Below are 15851 nucleotides of genomic sequence, written 5' to 3' on the forward strand. Positions count from 1 at the left end.
AATCAAGCTCAAAGCAATTCCCGCAATGCGACACAATCCGCCGCATGCCAATCGGTCAACTCCGGCCACGGGTTGTCCGGCAGATTCACCAACACCGTCCGCGTTCCCGCCGCCCGCCCGCAATCCAGATCAAAGCGATAGTCACCGACCATCACCATCTCGCTCGCCGGCACCTTCCAGGCCTCGGCCAGTTTCAATAAACCGCCGGGATGCGGTTTGGGTGGCGCTTCATCGCGCCCCAGCACATCTTCCACCGCGAAGCAGTCCGCCAGGCCGATGGCCTCCAGCGTCACATGCGCCAGTTCGCGCGCATTACGCGTGAGAATGCCCAGACGATAACCGCGCCCTGCCAACTCACGCACCAACTCGACGGCACCCGGCGCCGGTTTCGAACCCAGCGCCAGATCCCGTTCATGCTCCAGCAGCCACGCGTGTTTGGCCGCGGCTTCATCGGCTGGCAGCGCCGCGAGGTGGGTCAGAATGTCGTCTTCGGCCGGGATCGCCAATGCCACGCGAATCGCCGCGAAATCATGCACGGCCACCGTCAGGGTGCCGTCCATGTCGAACACCCAGTGCCGCACCTCGGACAGGCTCATGCCCAATCCTTGCGGTGACGAATCAGGCCTTCCTGGGTGACCGACGCCACCAGTTGCCCGGCGCGGTTGAACACGCTGCCACGGGTAAAACCACGGGAATTGCCGGCCCACGGGCTGTCCATGGCGTAGAGCAACCAGTCATCGGCACGCAGGTCCGCGTGGAACCACAGAGCGTGATCGAGGCTGGCAACCTGCATGTCTTTCTGCCAGACCGATTTTCCGTGCGGCTGCATGGACGTGGTCAGCAGACCGAAGTCCGAGGCGTAGGCCAGCAGGTATTTGTGCAGCGCAGGGGTATCGGCCAGGGCACCGTCGGCACGAAACCAGACGTACTTGATCGGATCGGACGGCTGCGGGTTGTAGGGATCTTTCTCGGTGATCGGTCGGAATTCGATCGGTTTCGGGCACAGCAGTTTTTCACGCATGTGCTCGGGAATCAGGTGGGCGCGCTGCTGAGTCAGTTCCAGCTCCGACGGCAGGTTCTCCGGGCCGACCACCACCGGCATCTCGGCCTGGTGCTCGAAGCCTTTTTCGTCGTACTGGAACGAGGCGCTGCACGTGAAGATCGGGTTGCCCTTCTGGATCGCCGTCACCCGGCGCGTGCTGAAACTGCCGCCGTCGCGCACCCGGTCAACCTGATACACCACGGGCAACGCGGAGTCGCCCGGACGCAGGAAATAACCGTGCATCGAATGCACATGGCGCGCGGCTTCGACCGTCTGACTGGCCGCCGACAGGGACTGGCCGATCACCTGACCGCCGAACAACTGACGAAAACCCAGGTCCTGACTGCGGCCACGGAACAGGTTTTCTTCGATCGGTTCCAGGGTCAGCAAGTCGACCAGATCATCCAACACTTGGCTCATTCAGACTCTCCTCACACAACGCTATGCCGCGCAGTCTTGGCTGCGGCGGTCGATTCAGGTTCAGGCCAGGGCCATCATTGTGGCCATTGTAAACGTCCGGGCCGGCTTATCCATGCAAGGTTTGCAGCCATTGTTCACGGGTGATGCGGTACAGCACATGGTGACGCAGGGGATGATCGGCCGCGAGCTTGGGGTGTTCGAAGTCATCGGCTGAATCATGCTGCATGCCGATCGCCTGCATGACTTTCTGCGAAGGCAGATTGGCTTCACTGGTAAAGGACACCACTTCTTTCAGCGCCAGCCGGTCAAACCCGCACCGCAGAGCGGTCCATGCGGCTTCACTGGCATAGCCAAGACCCCAATGCTCGCGAGCCAGACGCCAACCGATTTCGATGGCCGGCGTAAACGGCGCGTCGAAACCGACCACACCCAAGCCGGTAAAACCGATGAACGCGCCGGTGTCCTTGCGCTCCAGCGCCCACAGGCCGAAACCATGCTCGGCAAAATGCCCGCGAACGCGTCCGATCAACGAAGCACTGTCCAGCCGACTCAGGGGCGCCGGAAAATAGCGCATCACTTGTGGATCGGCGCACATCGCCGCAAACGCCGGCAAATCTTCATCACGCCACTGCCGCAACAGCAGTCGCGCGCTCTCGAGTTCCAGTATCGGCTCCATCGTTTTTACTCCCCCCTTTCCATGCCGCAAGTCTACATCGCTGGTAGGATCGTTCACTCATTCCTACCGCCGTACTTGATAAAAGCCCGCCATGCCGCTGCCGCTGATCTACCACGAAGACTACAGCCCCGAGTTCCCGGCGGATCACCGCTTCCCGATGGACAAGTTTCGCCTGTTGCGCGATCACCTGGTGGACAGCGGGCTGACCCGGGACGCCGACCTGCTGCGCCCGCAACTCTGCCCGCCGGAGATTCTCGCCCTCGCCCATGACGCTGCTTATATCGAACGCTACATGAGCGGCGAGTTGTCCCGCGAAGACCAGCGGCGCCTCGGCCTGCCGTGGAGCGAAGCACTGGCCCGGCGCACGGTGCGCGCGGTCGGCGGCTCGTTGCTGGCGGCGGAACAGGCGCTGGAACATGGATTGGCCTGTCACCTCGCTGGCGGCACGCATCATGCGCATTACGACTACCCGGCGGGGTTCTGCATCTTCAATGACCTGGCGGTGATCAGCCATTACCTGCTGGAAAGCGGTCGTGTGAATCGGGTGCTGATCTTCGATTGCGACGTGCATCAGGGCGACGGGACTGCACGGATCCTGCACAACACCCCGGAAGCGGTCACTGTTTCCCTGCACTGCGAGAAGAACTTTCCTGCACGCAAGGCCGAAAGTGACTGGGACATCCCGTTGCCCAAAGGCATGGGCGATGCCGACTACCTGAAGGTGGTGGACGACGCGCTGAATTACTTGCTGCCGCTCTACCAACCGGACCTGGTGTTGTACGACGCCGGGGTGGATGTGCATAAGGACGACGCGCTCGGTTATCTGAAGCTGACAGACGAAGGCGTGGCGGCTCGGGATGAAAGCGTCATGCGCCATTGCCTGGGGCGGGATATTCCTGTGGTCGGGGTCATTGGCGGCGGTTACAGCAAGGACCGCAAGGCGTTAGCACGTCGGCATGGCATCCTGCATCACAGCGCGCAACGGGTGTGGACGTCATCAGGTTGTCATTGAGGTATGAGTCTTTACCCACAATGCCTGTGGAACTGCCTGTGGATAACCTGAGTGAAAGGGCCTGCAGGCCCTGCCGGGTATAGGCTTCAGAGCGGTGGTTGTTTTTTGACCAGCCATTGAAAACGCCAGCGATCCCTGTGGGAGCGGGCGAGCCCGCTCCCACAGTTATGGTGTACTGCTAGAATGCGCGGCTATTCCGTCAAACCGCAGCGCACTCCCCATGACCCAATCTTCCGCCGCCCTCTCCCCTCACGTAGCCATCATCGGCGGTGGCCCCGCCGGCCTGATGGCCGCCGAAGTGTTGAGCCGGGCCGGAATCAAGGTCGACCTGTACGACGGCATGCCGTCGGTGGGCAGGAAGTTTCTCCTGGCGGGGGTCGGCGGCATGAACATCACCCATTCCGAAGCCTACCCGGCCTTTCTCTCACGCTACGCCGAACGCGCACCGCAGATTGCACCGCTGCTGCGTGCCTTTGGTGCCGAGGCGCTGTGCCAGTGGATTCATGACCTGGGCATCGAAACCTTCGTCGGCAGCTCCGGCCGGGTGTTTCCGACTGACATGAAAGCCGCGCCCCTATTGCGCGCCTGGCTCAAACGGTTGCGGGATGCCGGCGTAGTTATCCACACCCGCCACCGTTGGCTGGGCTGGGATGACAACGGTGGATTGCGTGTCGAAAGTCCCGACGGCGAAAAAACCATTCGACCCGACGCGACCCTGCTGGCCCTCGGCGGCGGCAGCTGGTCGCGTCTCGGTTCGGACGGCGCGTGGATGTTGCCCCTGGAGCAGCGCGGTGTAGGACTTATGCCGCTGCAGCCAAGTAATTGCGGCTTCGAGGTGCAGGCCTGGAGCGAATTGATGGTCAGCAAATTCGCTGGTGCGCCGCTGAAAAACATCGCCATCGGGCTCAACGACGATGTTCCGCGGCTCGGGGAATGTGTGATTACGGCCACCGGGATTGAAGGCAGCCTGATCTACGCCCTGTCAGCGCCGATCCGCGAAGCCATCAATCAACACGGCTCGGCGACCATTCACCTCGACCTGTTGCCGGGCAGACCTGTGGATAAAGTTCAGGCGGCGCTGAGCAAACCGCGCGGTTCACGTTCCATGTCCAAGCATCTGCACAGCCAGCTCGGGATTGATGGTGTGAAAGCGGCGTTGCTGCGCGAACTGACGCCGGCAGAATGCTTCGCCGATCCGGCATCACTGGCCAAAGCGATCAAGGCGTTGCCACTGACGCTGGTAAAAACCCGCCCACTGGACGAAGCCATCAGCAGCGCCGGTGGCGTGATGTTCGAGTCGATGGATGAACGTTTGATGCTCAAGCAACTGCCTGGCGTGTTTTGCGCGGGGGAAATGCTGGATTGGGAAGCGCCGACCGGCGGTTATCTGCTGACGGCGTGTTTCGCCAGTGGGCGAGCGGCCGGGTTGGGGATGGTGGAGTGGCTCAGGCGCAAGGATTGAGACCGCGGCGCGCCCATCGCGAGCAAGCCCGCTCCCACACTGGATCTTTTGTGAACACATAATTTGTGAACACCAGAGATCAAGTGTGGGAGCGAAGGCGGCCTAGCAGACGCTGCAGCGAATCAAGGCTTACGCTTACGCGGCCCAGTATTAAACACGGGTACTTTTCGCACAGGCTTGATCGAAGGTTCCGGCGCCGAAGCATCCCCGCTCTCGACCCATTTACCCAAATTGCGTTTGCCGCCACTGGACGTCTTTGGCTTCTTCGGCTTTTTCGGCTTCTTGACCACCTGACCGCTGGCATCGGTATCTGGCACACGGTGCTCAGGTTCGAAGTCATGTTCCACCTGACGAGGCAACGTCTGACGCGTCAACGTCTCGATGGCCGACAGCAGATTCACTTCATCGGCACACACCAGCGAAATAGCCTGCCCGGTGGCGCCCGCACGGCCGGTACGACCGATGCGGTGGATGTAGTCCTCTGCCACGATCGGCAGGTCGAAATTGACCACCAACGGCAGGTCTTCGATGTCCAGACCACGGGCCGCGACGTCAGTGGCGACCAGAATCTGCACTTCACTGGCCTTGAATCGGTCCAGCGCACGCTGGCGAGTCGCCTGCGGTTTGTCGCCATGGATGCCGTCGGCATTGATGCCCAGGCCCTGGAGTTTTTCCACCAATGCGTCCACGCCATTGCGAGTCTTGGCGAACACCAGCACCTGCTTCCACTTGCCCTTGCGCAGCAAGTGGATGAACAGTTCCGGCTTGCGCTTCTTGTCCACCGTCACCACCCACTGTTTCACAGTGTTGGCTGCAACGTTGCGCGGGCTGACTTCGATGCTCAGCGGATCGTTGAGCATTTGCCCGGCCAGCAGGCGAATCGCATCGGAGAAGGTCGCGGAGAACAGCAGCGTCTGACGTTTCTTCGGCAGCACCCGGTAAATGTTCCCCAGCTCCTCGGAAAAGCCCAGGTCGAGCATACGATCCGCTTCGTCCAGCACCAGGGTTTGCAGCTGGTTGAACTTCAGCGCGTTCTGGCGGAACAGGTCGAGCAAACGGCCCGGCGTCGCCACCAACAGGTCGACGCCTTTGCGCAGCTTCATCATTTGCGGGTTGATGCTGACGCCGCCGTACACCGCGTAAGTGCTCAGCGGCAGGTTCTCGGCGTACTGACGCACGGCCTCGTGAACCTGCTCGGCCAATTCGCGGGTTGGCACCAAAATCAGAGCGCGCACCGAGTTGGCAGTGACTTTCGGCCCTTCCATGGCCAGCAATTGCAGGAGCGGCACAGCGAAACCGGCGGTCTTGCCAGTGCCGGTCTGGGCGGCGGCCATCAGGTCGCGACCGGCCAGCACCGCCGGAATGGCTTGCGCCTGAACCGGCGTCGGGGTCTGGTAGCCGAGCGTCTCGAGAGAGCGCAGCAAGGGTTCGATCAGGCCAAGGGTGGCGAAAGTCATGGGATTACCGTAGGAGAATTCAGCGCGGTTGTGCGAAACAAGTGTGCAATGGCGCGCAGTTTACCCTAATTCACGCTCGATTCTGTCTGCACCACGGCAGCCGGTCGTTGCGGCGCCCGGCGCCACTGCGGCAAACCGATCAACACCACGGCACTGATGATCACCAGCATGGCCAACGCTTCTTCGATACCGATGGTCTCGCCGACAAACACGATCCCCAGCAACACCGCCACCGCCGGGTTGACGTAGGCGTAACTGGTAGCCGCCGCCGGACGCACGTTTTTCAACAGGTACATGTAAGCGTTGAAGGCGATGATCGAACCGAAGAAGGTCAGATAGGCCAGCGCCGCCCACCCTTCGATCGGCGGCATGGCCTCCAGATGCTCACCGCTCAAGGCACTACCAATCAACAACGCCACGCCCCCCACCAGCATTTCCACGGCACTGGCCATCGCGCCCTGGGGCAGCGGCAAGTGTTTGCTCCACACCGAACCAAACGCCCAGGAAGCTGCCGCGAAGATCAGCAACAGGGCACCCAGCGGGCTCGATTGCAGGTTGGAACCGAGGTTGAGCATGGCGATGCCGATCAGCCCGAGCACAATCCCGGCCCATTCGAGACGGGTATTACGCGCGCCCCAGAAATAGCCGCAGAGCAAGGTAAACAACGGCACCGTCGCCACCGCCAGCGCGGCGACACCGGACGCGACGCCCATGTGCTCCGCCACACTGACCCCGCCGTTACCGCACGCCAACAGCAAAATCCCGATGATCCCCGCCGCTTTCCACTGCGCCCAGGTCGGGGCCGGCGCCCCGCGCCAGCGCAGGAACGCGTACATCAAGGTCCCCGCGATGACAAAGCGAATACCGGCGAGCAGCAAGGGCGGCCAATACTCCACGCCGATACGGATCACCAGGTAAGTCGAGCCCCAAATCACGTACAACGCGAAAAAGGCAGCGATCAACGGCAAGGGAAAACGGCGCAGGCCAGGCATGGGGGCAGCTCGCAGGCAAGGACAAATGAACAGCTATTCTAGAAAGGCCAACCGCATAAAATAAGTTACAAAACCTGTTTATAGCGCCGGTACACTTTTCAAATCACGGAGATCAGCGCTATAAACCGTGCTTTCGAAAGTCAGTCATTTTTCAGGAATCCGACCATGGACAAATACGACCGCATGCTCCTCAGCGCCCTGCTGGAAAACGGTCGCGCGTCCTACGCCGACCTCGCGCGCAAGGTCAACCTGTCCGCCCCGGCCGTGGCCGAGCGCGTGGCCAAACTCGAAGCCAGCGGGGTGATTACCGGTTACCAGGCGAAAGTCGACATGGCCAAGCTTGGGCTACCGATCCAGTGCGTCATCGAACTGCGCCTGAACCAGCACGGCAACCAGAAGGCCTATGACGACCTGATCAAAATCCCGCAACTGACCGAATGCCACCGGGTAACGGGGGATCCGTGCGTGATCATGCAAGCGGCGGTGGGCTCGATGCCGGAGCTGGAGGAGTTGATCAACCGGATTGCCAAATTCGGGTTCAGCAAGACGTCGATCGTGTTGTCGAGTGCGATAGAGAAGCGGGTGCCGTTGGGGCAGTTGGAAGGGAATGGAAAAGTTTGATCGAACGCGGACCCTGTGGGAGCGAGCCTGCTCGCGATAGCGATTTACCATTCAATATTGATGTCGACTGATACGCCGCCTTCGCGAGCAGGCTCGCTCCCACAGGTACGACGCCATCCTGTAGGACCGAGGCTTGCCCGCGAAAGCGATATATCAGACGCCGCTGTAACTGGCAGACAACAACCCCGGCATATCCCGCAGGCGAACCCAAGGTTCTTTGCGCCAATGCAGCAGCCGCAGCGTTCCGCCGGCCCATTCCATCGCTCGCATATGCGGCGCTTGCGTCGAAACGGGCCCCGCCTCCTCCCGCAACATCGGCACCACATGGTGGGTCAACCAACGCCGCAAATGGCGGTTTTCCGGGCAGTAGTGGTAGACCAGCATCGCGTACACACCTGACTCACTGAGCATCAGGGTTTCTTGCGCTTCATCGCTGCCGGACAGATGCATCATCCGCCGCTGATCAGCATCGAGCTTGAGCGCATGTCTGCCGTTGATATCCACACCCATCAACCGGCCGATATCGCGGGCGCAGAACCAGGGTTCTGCGTGCAGTAAAAGTGCGCGTAGCTGGATGTGATGACGGATGAAGGTTTTGGGGATGAAGTGAGGAGCACAGGTAGCTGTTTGCGCTACAGCCAACTGATCTGAGTCTTCAGGGGGATTGGGGGTAACGTTGATCATGGCAAATCTCCTATAAAAGTCGGAGCTGCCAGCATCACTTGCAGATGATGGGTGGCAGCTATGCGCGGGTCTGCAAGACCGAGTAGGAGACCAATCCCGGCAGACCCGAAGGTCTCCCGCACACAGCTACCATAAATCGATGGTCGCTAATTAAAGCGACGCGATTATAGGTGCGCCTGTGGTCTCCAAACAAATTATTGGCGGGCTTGCAGTCCCGGTCGCTGAATTGTCAGCGACGTTCCAGAGGTTATCGACGCCGCAGAAGGGGGGCAAGACAGACAATCCTTAAGTTTCGGTAGGATCAATCGTCGAGTTTCAGGCGTGTTTAAACACAAGGTTTGAAATTGAACACCGCCCCTGTGGGAGCGAGCCTGCTCGCTCCCACAGGGGATTTGCGGTGTTTCAGTCAGAACCCGCGATGGCGCTTGAGATGTTCATTGATCTTCGCCGCCGGCACTTTCTGCAGGCTCACCAGCAGATCATGGGACAACTCGCGCAACCCATGCTTCTGCCGCAGTTCCTGCGCCAGATGCGCCGTCAGGTTGGCGGCCATCTCGGCGTCAGCCATGGCCCGGTGAGCCTTGCCAGTGTTGGGCAGGCTGGCGAAGGTGGTGAGCGTCCCGAGCTTGTGATTCGGTGCGGCGGGCATCAGGCGGCGGGCGAGTAACAGCGAGCAGGCGAAGTTCTGCAACCGCGTGCGTTTGATCCGCCCCAGCTCAAAGTCCCAGAACTTCTGGTCGAATGCCGCGTTGTGAGCCAGCAAGGGCGTGATACCGACAAACTCGTTGACCTCGTTCATCACCTGCTCGGCCGATGGCGCCGTGCGCAACATGGCGTTGCTGATGCCGGTCAGTTGTTCGATGAAGGCCGGGACGCGCACGCCGGCGTTCATCAGGCTCTGGTAACGCTCGACGATGCGCCCCTGTTCAAGGATCACCACGGCGATTTCCGTGGCCCGGCAGCTGCTGCTCGGGGAGATCCCGGTGGTTTCAAAGTCGATGACTGCTATGCGTTCCAAACCTGTTTCAACTCCGTAAAAATCAATTCTTGAGCAGCAAGGCGCCTTCGATCGGCACGTAGCGGCTGGCGGCGCGGATCAGCGAGTTGGCCGTCAGGCCTGGCACGCCGTAGGCCACGGCTTGCACACCGTGCTTGGCGATGATGCGCTCCAGCAGCATATCGAAATCACCGTCGCCAGAAGCCAGCACCACTTCGTCGACGTGGTCGGCGGCGTCCATGATGTCGAGGGTGATGCCCACGTCCCAGTCGCCCTTGGCCGAGCCGTCGCTGCGTTGGATGTAGGGTTTGAGCTTCACGGTGAAACCGAGGTTGCGCAGGATCTGCTGGAACTGCTGTTGTTTGCTGTCGCCACGGTCGATCGCGTAGGCGTAGGCCTCGACGATCTGGCCCTGTTTGCTGATATCAGCCCACAACGCGGCGTAGTTGAAGTGGCAACCATAGGCCTGACGCACGGTGTAATAGAGGTTTTGAACATCGGCGAACACTGCAATTTTTTTCACCGGTTTTCCTCAAGGCTGGATCAGGCACCGAGCCCGAAAGGTGCCCAGTATGCCAGCCTCGAGGATTGTTCCGCGAATAATCGACCCGAAGCATCTTGGATGCCTCGGACGAATGGCAACCTGTGGCGAGGGGATTTATCCCCGCTGGGCTGCGAAGCAGCCCCCTGCGTCCGTTCACATAAATGGAGAGGGTCGAATACACGACTGCTGCGCAGCCGAACGGGGATAAATCCCCTCGCCACAGAAAATCAATCAGACGAAGGAGTCGTCGTCGCCGCCGAAGAACGATGAGCTGTCATCGCTGTAATCGGCGTCGGCGTAACCGCCCTGATCAGCGGAGTTGTCAGCCACACGCTGATCGTCGCCCCAACCGTTGCCGCCGCTTTGATCGTTGACCTGAGCCGGCTCTTCCTTGATCACTTCAACCACTTCCGGCTGCTGGTTGTGGTGGAACAGGCTGCTGATGCCCTGTGCCAGCATCACGCCACCCGCCACACCGGCGGCGGTTTTCAGCGCGCCACCGAGGAAACCGCCACCGACAGGCTGCTGTTGCGGCGCGTAGTTTTGCTGCGGTGGCGGCGCACCGAAGTTCTGCTGTGGCGGCGGCGAGTTGAACGACTGCCGCCCCGGCTCACGCCAGCCACCATTGGAGGGCGGAGCACTTTGGGCCGGCGCTTCACGGGAACTGCCGCCGAAAATGCTCGACAGGAAGCCACCGCCGCTCGGCGCCGGAGCCGCCGTCTGCGCCTTGGCCGATTGCAGCTCGGCCTGCAATTGCTGGACTTGCTGAGCCAGTTGCTTGTTCTGCGCGTCGAGGCTCTTGACCGCTGCCTCCTGCACCAGAATGGCCTGGGTCATGAAGTAGCCCGCCGCGGGTTGGCGAGTCAGGTGTTCCTTGATCCGCGCCTCGGCCTGGGCGTCGCGCGGGGCTGAATCCGTTTCGGCCTGTTGCAGCCGGGAAAACAGTCCATCGATCAGGGTTTGTTCTTCGCTGTTCATGGCGACCTCGTAGATTGCCGGGGAAATCGTTGACCTTCTCCAGGGAGGATACGGCGCTCGACCTTAATGGAGGCTGAAACAAGTTGTTTCAATGACCTTTACCGAACGTTTACGTTTGCGCCCCGAAGCGCTGCATCGGTTAAAGTGGGCCACTGCTTTCAACCTGCGATACCGACTGATGAATCCGTTCGATGTACTGCGTGACTCTTTGTATTTCTTCAAACGCAATCTGGGCCAGATCGTGCGGCTTTGCCTGCCGCTGGTGATCGTCGAAGCGCTGCTTCAGCAAGTGGTGGATCACTCGACCGAGCCGGACAGTTTTCCCGGCATCAGTGTGATCGTCGGTTTGCTGGTCTATCCGCTGTACACCGCCGCGCTGATCCTGTTTCTCGATGCGCGCAGCCGTGGCGAATCGCCGCGCAACCGTGACCTGCTGTCGAGGTCCGCGTACCTGTGGCCGCGCTTCGCCCTGCTCACTGCGCTCAATACCTTGCTGATCCTGATCGGCCTGTCGTTGTATTTCCTGCCGGGTATCTGGCTGATGGTGACCCTCGCGTTCGGCGAGTACCTGCTGGTGCTGCGCGGCCTGGCGCCACTGGCCGCGATGAAGGAAAGCCTGCGCCTGACCCGCGGCCATTTCCTGCGCATCCTGGTGTGCATTTTGTGTGTGATGGGGCCGTTGTGGTTGCTCAAGGGCTTGACCCTGGAGGTTTACCCGGAGCCGCAGAACCCGGTGATTTCCTTGCTGATCGACAGCGCTCACAGCTTTTTGCAGTTGTTCACCAGCGTGGTGTTGTTCCGTTTGTTCATGCTGATCAGCGACGTTCCCGAGAAAATCGACCGGCCGCTCTAAGCGTGGGCTTCGGCCCCGCTCTCGGTTATGCTCGGGGCCATCTTTTGTAACGCTAATAAGCCGAGCCATGACCCGTCTACTGCGCTACACCCTGCTGGGCCTGGTGATTGCAATCGGCCTGATTGCCCTGCTGATCTACAACCTGACCTGGCGCCCCGAAGCCAAGGAAGTTTTGCCCGTCGGCTGTAATGCTCAAGCGCCGACACTGGTGCCCGGCCAGGCGTTGAAAGTGATGACCTGGAACGTTCAGTACCTGGCGGGCAAGCGCTATGTGTTCTGGAATGACCTGGCCGCCGGCAGCGATGAAAAACCGACGCCTGCAGACATGGCCTTCAGCCTCGATGAAGTGGCGCGGGTCATTCGCGACGAACAACCGGACATCGTGTTGTTGCAAGAACTCGATGACGGCGCCAAGGCCAGCGATTACCAGAACCAGTTCAAACTGCTCCAGGAACGCCTCGCAGACCTCTATCCCTGCAGCACTCATGCCTTCGACTGGAAAGCCGACTTCGTGCCGCAACCGCACATCTTCGGCAGTGTCGGTCGACAACTGGCAACCCTCAGCCGCTACCAGATCGATCACGCCGAACGCCTGCAATTGCCGGTCGCGCCGGCCAACCTCATCAGCCGCCAGTTCCAACCGAAAAATGCGTTGCTGGTCACTTACCTGCCCTTGAGTGACGGCGCTCAGATAGCGGTGCTCAACACCCATCTGGACCGCGCGACCCAACCTGATGAAACGCTACAGACCCAGGTGACGGCGGTGGCCAAAGTCCTCGACAAGTACGAAAGCCGTGGCACGGCATGGCTGATCGGTGGCGACTTCAACCTGTTGCCGCTGGGCCAATATCGACGCCTGACCTCCGAACAACGCGCGCCCTACTCCGCTGACAGCGCGTTGCATGTGTTGTGGGACAAGTACCCGATGATTCCGACCAACAATGAAGCGAGCGGCATCGATCGGGCGCGCTGGCTGACGCATTACCCGAATGATCCGGGGCTGAACGGCCCGGACCGGACCGTCGATTACCTGTTTTACAGCCCGCGGATCAAGCGCGTCGAGGCGTCAGTGCGGCAGGACGATACCTTGCGGATCTCCGATCATTTGCCGGTGATTGCGCGGTTCCTCCTGCCTGCGGCGCCCTAATTTCGGGCTGAATGCAAAACCTGTGGGAGCGGCGGTGAACTCAATGTTCCTCCAGCTCGTCATGCAGCAACCCGAAAATATTGCGCTTCATCTCGATAAACGAGCGCTCCATGACCATGTCCAGGGTCCGTGGGCGTTCGATCGGCACGTCCAGAATCTGCTTGATCCGCCCGGGCCTGGCGCCCATCACATAGACTCGATCGCCCAGCAAAATCGCCTCGTCGATATCGTGGGTCACGAACAGCACGGTCTTCTTGCTATTACCCCAGACCCGCAACAGCAACTGCTGCATTTGCAGGCGCGTCTGGCTGTCGAGGGCGCCGAAGGGTTCGTCCATCAACAGGATCTGCGGATCGTTGGCCAGCGCCCGGGCGATCGCCACGCGCTGCATCATGCCGCCGGACAACTGCTTGGCGTAGTTGTCGGCGAACCCGGCGAGGCCGACTTCATTGACGTAGTAATCGACGATTTCCTTACGCTGGGCCGCTGCCATGCCGCGACGCTTGAGCCCGAACTCGACGTTCTGGCGCACGGTCAGCCACGGGAACAGCGTGTAGCTCTGGAACACCATGCCGCGATCCGCGCCGGGGCCCTGCACTTGCTGGCCGCCAACGTAGATCTCGCCTTCCGTGGGCTCGTTCAGGCCGGCAGTGAGGTACAGCAAACTCGACTTGCCGCAACCCGACGGCCCCACCAGCACCGCAAATTGCTGATCCGGGACTTCGAATGAAACCTGATCCAGCGCGGTGAACATTCCGCCATCGGGCTTCTGGTAACGCAGGCTGACCTTGTCCACTTGCAGGCGTGGCGCGGCGTGCGCCGGGGCAGCCATCGGAGTGACGAAACGCGGGTTGACGGCGGTTACTGAGCCCATGCGGCAATCCTCAGACGAAGGAAACGGAACAGTTGATCGGTGACCAGGCCCAACAGGCCGATGATCGCGATGGCGAGGAAAATCACATCCACCTGAAAGCCACGCATGGCCTTGAGGCTCAAGTAACCCAGGCCACTGGAAGCGGCGACCAGCTCGGCGACCACCAGGTAAGTCCAGGCCCAGCCCATGGTCACGCGCAAGGTGTCGAGCACACCCGGCAACGAGGCCGGCGCGATCACATGCAGCACGGCATCGCGACGGTTTGAACCCAAGGTGTAAGACGCGTTGATCAGGTCTTTGGAGATGCCTTTGGACACGTCCGCGATCATCACCAATTGCTGGAAAAACACGCCGAAGATGATCACCGAGACACGCTGCTCCAGACCGATGCCGATCCACAGAATGAACAGCGGCACGAACGAGGTCACCGGCAGGTAGCGGATGAAATTCACCATCGGCTCAAGGAACGCCTGAACGATGCGAAAGCTGCCCATCAGCAACCCCAGCGGCACCGCCACCAGCGACGACACAATGAAGCCGACCATCACCACTTCAAGACTGGCCCACACATGCAGGCCAAGCGTGCCGTCGCGGCTCAGGCGCACAGCGGCTTCGACCACCGCGCCGGGTGTCGGCAGGAACATGCCCGGCACCACGCCGCCGTAAGACAAACCGGCCCACAGGCCAACCAACAACACCCAGGCCAGACCGTTCGCGCTCCAGATCACCGACACCGGCAGGCCGGTCTTGGGCGTGATGCAGCGGCTCAGCCATGAATTGCGCTTGAACATGCGAACCTCCTACAGCGGGGTGACGAAGCGGTTGTCGATCAGATCGTCATTGCTGACGTTGTAGGGTTTGCCCTGCAATTCACTGGCGGTTTCATTGGCCAGTTTGATCAGCGGTTCGCTGTCGCCCGGCTTGCCCGGCGAGCCCAGGAGTTTTTCGCTCATGGCCTGATCGTAGAAGCGTACGCCTTGCGCGGCAGCTTCCAGTTCCTTCGGATCGGCGAGGTAACCACCGACGCCCTTGGCCATGATTTTGTAGGCTTCCTTCGGATGATCCTTGGTGTACTGCACCGCTTTGTACAGACCGGCGACCAAGGCCCTGACGTCTTCCGGTTGCTTCTCGATGACGGTGCAGTTGAGCGCAACCACATCGACGATCACCCCCGGCGTGCTGCTGCTGTCGATCAGCACCTTGCCCTGTTGCTTGCTGCGCACCATCGACAGGTGCGGTTCCCAGGTCACGGCGGCCGGCACGCGACCGGCGATGAACGCGGTGGCGGCGTCGTCGGCCGTCATGTTCTGCACGGTGATGTCGCTCATGCTCATGCCGTGTTTTTTCAGCAAGTACGACAGCCAGAATTGCGAGGTGGAACCTTCGTTGACCGCCACGGCCTTGCCTTTCAGCTCCTGCAGACTCTTGACGTCCTTGCCCACCAGAACACCGTCGCCACCATGGCTGTCATCCAGTGCAGCTACAGCCTTGAAGCAGAATTGCGGGCGGTACTTGAGCACCTCATCGATGGTCGACGCCGAGCCGGACAATTCACCCGACGCTTGCGCGGCCATGTACATCGAGGCTTCTTCGACGACGGGCAATTCAACGGTCAGACCGTTTTCCTTGAAGTAGCCCAGGTCCTGGGCGAGGTAGAGCGTGCCGTAACCGACCCACGTGGTGTGGCCGATGGAGAGGGTGCCGGCCTGGACGCTGGTAGCGACCGTCGCGGCAATGGCGGTGATCGCCAATGGATGAGCAACGCGGGTAAGCAAGGACTTGATCATGGAGCACTCCCAAAGCTGTTGATTTAGTTTTGTCATGGGCAGTACGGCCAGCGGCGTTTGGAGAAGAGCTGCCACGGGTGGTCTCTGATGGACCTTTTTGTGGGCAGCGTTCGGCTGTCTGGCGAGGTCGATGTTGGCGCAAGGCCGGGAGAAGGAAAATCAGGAAATATGTCGTTGGGAGTGATGAAAAAACTGGGTAGTGCGCACTGAAAACGAGCGCTGTTTGCGGGGGTGCACGGGACGGGTGCAAAAGCTTAGAGATAGGTTGCGGGAGAGAAAGCTATCGCGAGCAGGCTCGCTCCCAC

The 15851-nt window shown here is 60.7% G+C and carries 17 protein-coding genes; 5 read left to right on the top strand and 12 right to left on the bottom strand.

The genetic code is table 11. From position 1 onward, the window contains the following. Positions 1-8: 8 nt before the first annotated feature. From ACM6I5_RS00410 to ACM6I5_RS00420, 3 genes are all read right to left on the bottom strand, one after another. Positions 9-596 carry an HAD family hydrolase gene (locus ACM6I5_RS00410; protein WP_017340907.1) on the bottom strand — a complete coding sequence of 196 codons (588 nt, stop codon included), beginning with the start codon at positions 594-596 and terminating at the stop codon, positions 9-11. After that, positions 593-1462: an acyl-CoA thioesterase II gene (gene tesB / locus ACM6I5_RS00415; protein ID WP_017340908.1), complete on the bottom strand. Its 870-nt coding sequence runs from the start codon at positions 1460-1462 to the stop codon at positions 593-595. The genes ACM6I5_RS00410 and tesB overlap by 4 nt, the downstream gene beginning before the upstream one ends. A 106-nt stretch (positions 1463-1568) precedes the next feature. Beyond that, positions 1569-2138, bottom strand: coding sequence for a GNAT family N-acetyltransferase (locus ACM6I5_RS00420; protein ID WP_017340909.1), 570 nt, complete (start codon positions 2136-2138; stop codon positions 1569-1571). A 91-nt stretch (positions 2139-2229) separates the two neighbouring features. Here ACM6I5_RS00420 and ACM6I5_RS00425 point away from each other — a divergent pair, with 91 nt between their 5' ends. Both ACM6I5_RS00425 and ACM6I5_RS00430 read left to right on the top strand, forming a co-directional pair. Further along, positions 2230-3150, top strand: coding sequence for a histone deacetylase (locus ACM6I5_RS00425; protein WP_414878111.1), 921 nt, complete (start codon positions 2230-2232; stop codon positions 3148-3150). Positions 3151-3370: 220 nt separating this feature from the next. Next, the gene (locus ACM6I5_RS00430; RefSeq protein WP_414882985.1) at positions 3371-4612 is read left to right on the top strand and encodes a TIGR03862 family flavoprotein; all 1242 of its coding nucleotides are present in this window, start codon (positions 3371-3373) and stop codon (positions 4610-4612) included. A 122-nt stretch (positions 4613-4734) separates the two neighbouring features. Here the strand turns inward: ACM6I5_RS00430 and ACM6I5_RS00435 are convergent, their stop codons facing one another. Further along, the gene (locus tag ACM6I5_RS00435; RefSeq protein WP_017340912.1) at positions 4735-6069 is read right to left on the bottom strand and encodes a DEAD/DEAH box helicase; all 1335 of its coding nucleotides are present in this window, start codon (positions 6067-6069) and stop codon (positions 4735-4737) included. Between the two features lie 65 nt (positions 6070-6134). Beyond that, a complete protein-coding gene (gene yedA / locus ACM6I5_RS00440) occupies positions 6135-7061 on the bottom strand; it encodes a drug/metabolite exporter YedA (RefSeq protein ID WP_017340913.1) in 927 nt (308 codons plus the stop codon). A gap of 165 nt (positions 7062-7226) precedes the next feature. On the opposite strand from yedA, the gene ACM6I5_RS00445 reads away from it, so the two are divergent. Next, the gene (locus tag ACM6I5_RS00445; protein WP_017340914.1) at positions 7227-7682 is read left to right on the top strand and encodes an Lrp/AsnC family transcriptional regulator; all 456 of its coding nucleotides are present in this window, start codon (positions 7227-7229) and stop codon (positions 7680-7682) included. A 153-nt stretch (positions 7683-7835) separates the two neighbouring features. On the opposite strand, the gene ACM6I5_RS00450 is transcribed toward ACM6I5_RS00445, so the two are convergent. From ACM6I5_RS00450 to ACM6I5_RS00465, 4 genes are all read right to left on the bottom strand, one after another. Continuing rightward, entirely contained in the window at positions 7836-8366 is a 531-nt protein-coding gene (locus tag ACM6I5_RS00450) for a Bro-N domain-containing protein (protein WP_414882986.1), read from the bottom strand. A 406-nt stretch (positions 8367-8772) separates the two neighbouring features. Then, positions 8773-9384 (bottom strand): PolC-type DNA polymerase III, encoded by a 612-nt coding sequence (locus ACM6I5_RS00455; RefSeq protein ID WP_017340916.1) that lies wholly within the window; start codon positions 9382-9384, stop codon positions 8773-8775. A gap of 22 nt (positions 9385-9406) precedes the next feature. Beyond that, complete coding sequence (locus ACM6I5_RS00460; protein ID WP_017340917.1) at positions 9407-9886, bottom strand: NYN domain-containing protein; 480 nt, start codon at positions 9884-9886, stop codon at positions 9407-9409. Positions 9887-10138: 252 nt separating this feature from the next. Continuing rightward, positions 10139-10885 (bottom strand): DUF2076 domain-containing protein, encoded by a 747-nt coding sequence (locus tag ACM6I5_RS00465; RefSeq protein ID WP_414878115.1) that lies wholly within the window; start codon positions 10883-10885, stop codon positions 10139-10141. A gap of 178 nt (positions 10886-11063) precedes the next feature. On the opposite strand from ACM6I5_RS00465, the gene ACM6I5_RS00470 reads away from it, so the two are divergent. Both ACM6I5_RS00470 and ACM6I5_RS00475 read left to right on the top strand, forming a co-directional pair. Next, positions 11064-11738 (top strand): YciC family protein, encoded by a 675-nt coding sequence (locus ACM6I5_RS00470; RefSeq protein WP_031319133.1) that lies wholly within the window; start codon positions 11064-11066, stop codon positions 11736-11738. A 67-nt stretch (positions 11739-11805) separates the two neighbouring features. After that, positions 11806-12885 (top strand): endonuclease/exonuclease/phosphatase family protein, encoded by a 1080-nt coding sequence (locus ACM6I5_RS00475; RefSeq protein ID WP_414882987.1) that lies wholly within the window; start codon positions 11806-11808, stop codon positions 12883-12885. Positions 12886-12925: 40 nt separating this feature from the next. Here the strand turns inward: ACM6I5_RS00475 and ACM6I5_RS00480 are convergent, their stop codons facing one another. From ACM6I5_RS00480 to ACM6I5_RS00490, 3 genes are read right to left on the bottom strand one after another with little or no spacing between them, the layout of a single operon-like run. Further along, positions 12926-13759 (bottom strand): ABC transporter ATP-binding protein, encoded by an 834-nt coding sequence (locus ACM6I5_RS00480; protein ID WP_017340921.1) that lies wholly within the window; start codon positions 13757-13759, stop codon positions 12926-12928. Further along, a complete protein-coding gene (locus ACM6I5_RS00485) occupies positions 13747-14550 on the bottom strand; it encodes an ABC transporter permease (RefSeq protein WP_414882988.1) in 804 nt (267 codons plus the stop codon). Before ACM6I5_RS00485 ends, ACM6I5_RS00480 begins: the two co-directional genes overlap by 13 nt. 9 nt (positions 14551-14559) lie before the next feature. Further along, positions 14560-15546: an ABC transporter substrate-binding protein gene (locus ACM6I5_RS00490; RefSeq protein WP_414882989.1), complete on the bottom strand. Its 987-nt coding sequence runs from the start codon at positions 15544-15546 to the stop codon at positions 14560-14562. Between the last annotated feature and the right edge of the window lie 305 nt (positions 15547-15851).

It is taken from the genome of Pseudomonas sp. IT-P171, from assembly GCF_949767765.1.
Lineage (GTDB): Bacteria > Pseudomonadota > Gammaproteobacteria > Pseudomonadales > Pseudomonadaceae > Aquipseudomonas > Aquipseudomonas fluorescens_B.

Coding starts and splice junctions, on each gene's coding strand:
- ACM6I5_RS00450 (WP_414882986.1), bottom strand. CDS start 8,366: ATGATCAACGTTACCCCCAATCCCCCTGAAGACTCAGATCAGTTGGCT.
- ACM6I5_RS00475 (WP_414882987.1), top strand. CDS start 11,806: ATGACCCGTCTACTGCGCTACACCCTGCTGGGCCTGGTGATTGCAATC.
- ACM6I5_RS00465 (WP_414878115.1), bottom strand. CDS start 10,885: ATGAACAGCGAAGAACAAACCCTGATCGATGGACTGTTTTCCCGGCTG.
- ACM6I5_RS00435 (WP_017340912.1), bottom strand. CDS start 6,069: ATGACTTTCGCCACCCTTGGCCTGATCGAACCCTTGCTGCGCTCTCTC.
- ACM6I5_RS00410 (WP_017340907.1), bottom strand. CDS start 596: ATGAGCCTGTCCGAGGTGCGGCACTGGGTGTTCGACATGGACGGCACC.
- ACM6I5_RS00445 (WP_017340914.1), top strand. CDS start 7,227: ATGGACAAATACGACCGCATGCTCCTCAGCGCCCTGCTGGAAAACGGT.
- ACM6I5_RS00425 (WP_414878111.1), top strand. CDS start 2,230: ATGCCGCTGCCGCTGATCTACCACGAAGACTACAGCCCCGAGTTCCCG.
- ACM6I5_RS00420 (WP_017340909.1), bottom strand. CDS start 2,138: ATGGAGCCGATACTGGAACTCGAGAGCGCGCGACTGCTGTTGCGGCAG.
- tesB (WP_017340908.1), bottom strand. CDS start 1,462: ATGAGCCAAGTGTTGGATGATCTGGTCGACTTGCTGACCCTGGAACCG.
- ACM6I5_RS00480 (WP_017340921.1), bottom strand. CDS start 13,759: ATGGGCTCAGTAACCGCCGTCAACCCGCGTTTCGTCACTCCGATGGCT.
- ACM6I5_RS00485 (WP_414882988.1), bottom strand. CDS start 14,550: ATGTTCAAGCGCAATTCATGGCTGAGCCGCTGCATCACGCCCAAGACC.
- ACM6I5_RS00430 (WP_414882985.1), top strand. CDS start 3,371: ATGACCCAATCTTCCGCCGCCCTCTCCCCTCACGTAGCCATCATCGGC.
- ACM6I5_RS00490 (WP_414882989.1), bottom strand. CDS start 15,546: ATGATCAAGTCCTTGCTTACCCGCGTTGCTCATCCATTGGCGATCACC.
- ACM6I5_RS00470 (WP_031319133.1), top strand. CDS start 11,064: ATGAATCCGTTCGATGTACTGCGTGACTCTTTGTATTTCTTCAAACGC.
- yedA (WP_017340913.1), bottom strand. CDS start 7,061: ATGCCTGGCCTGCGCCGTTTTCCCTTGCCGTTGATCGCTGCCTTTTTC.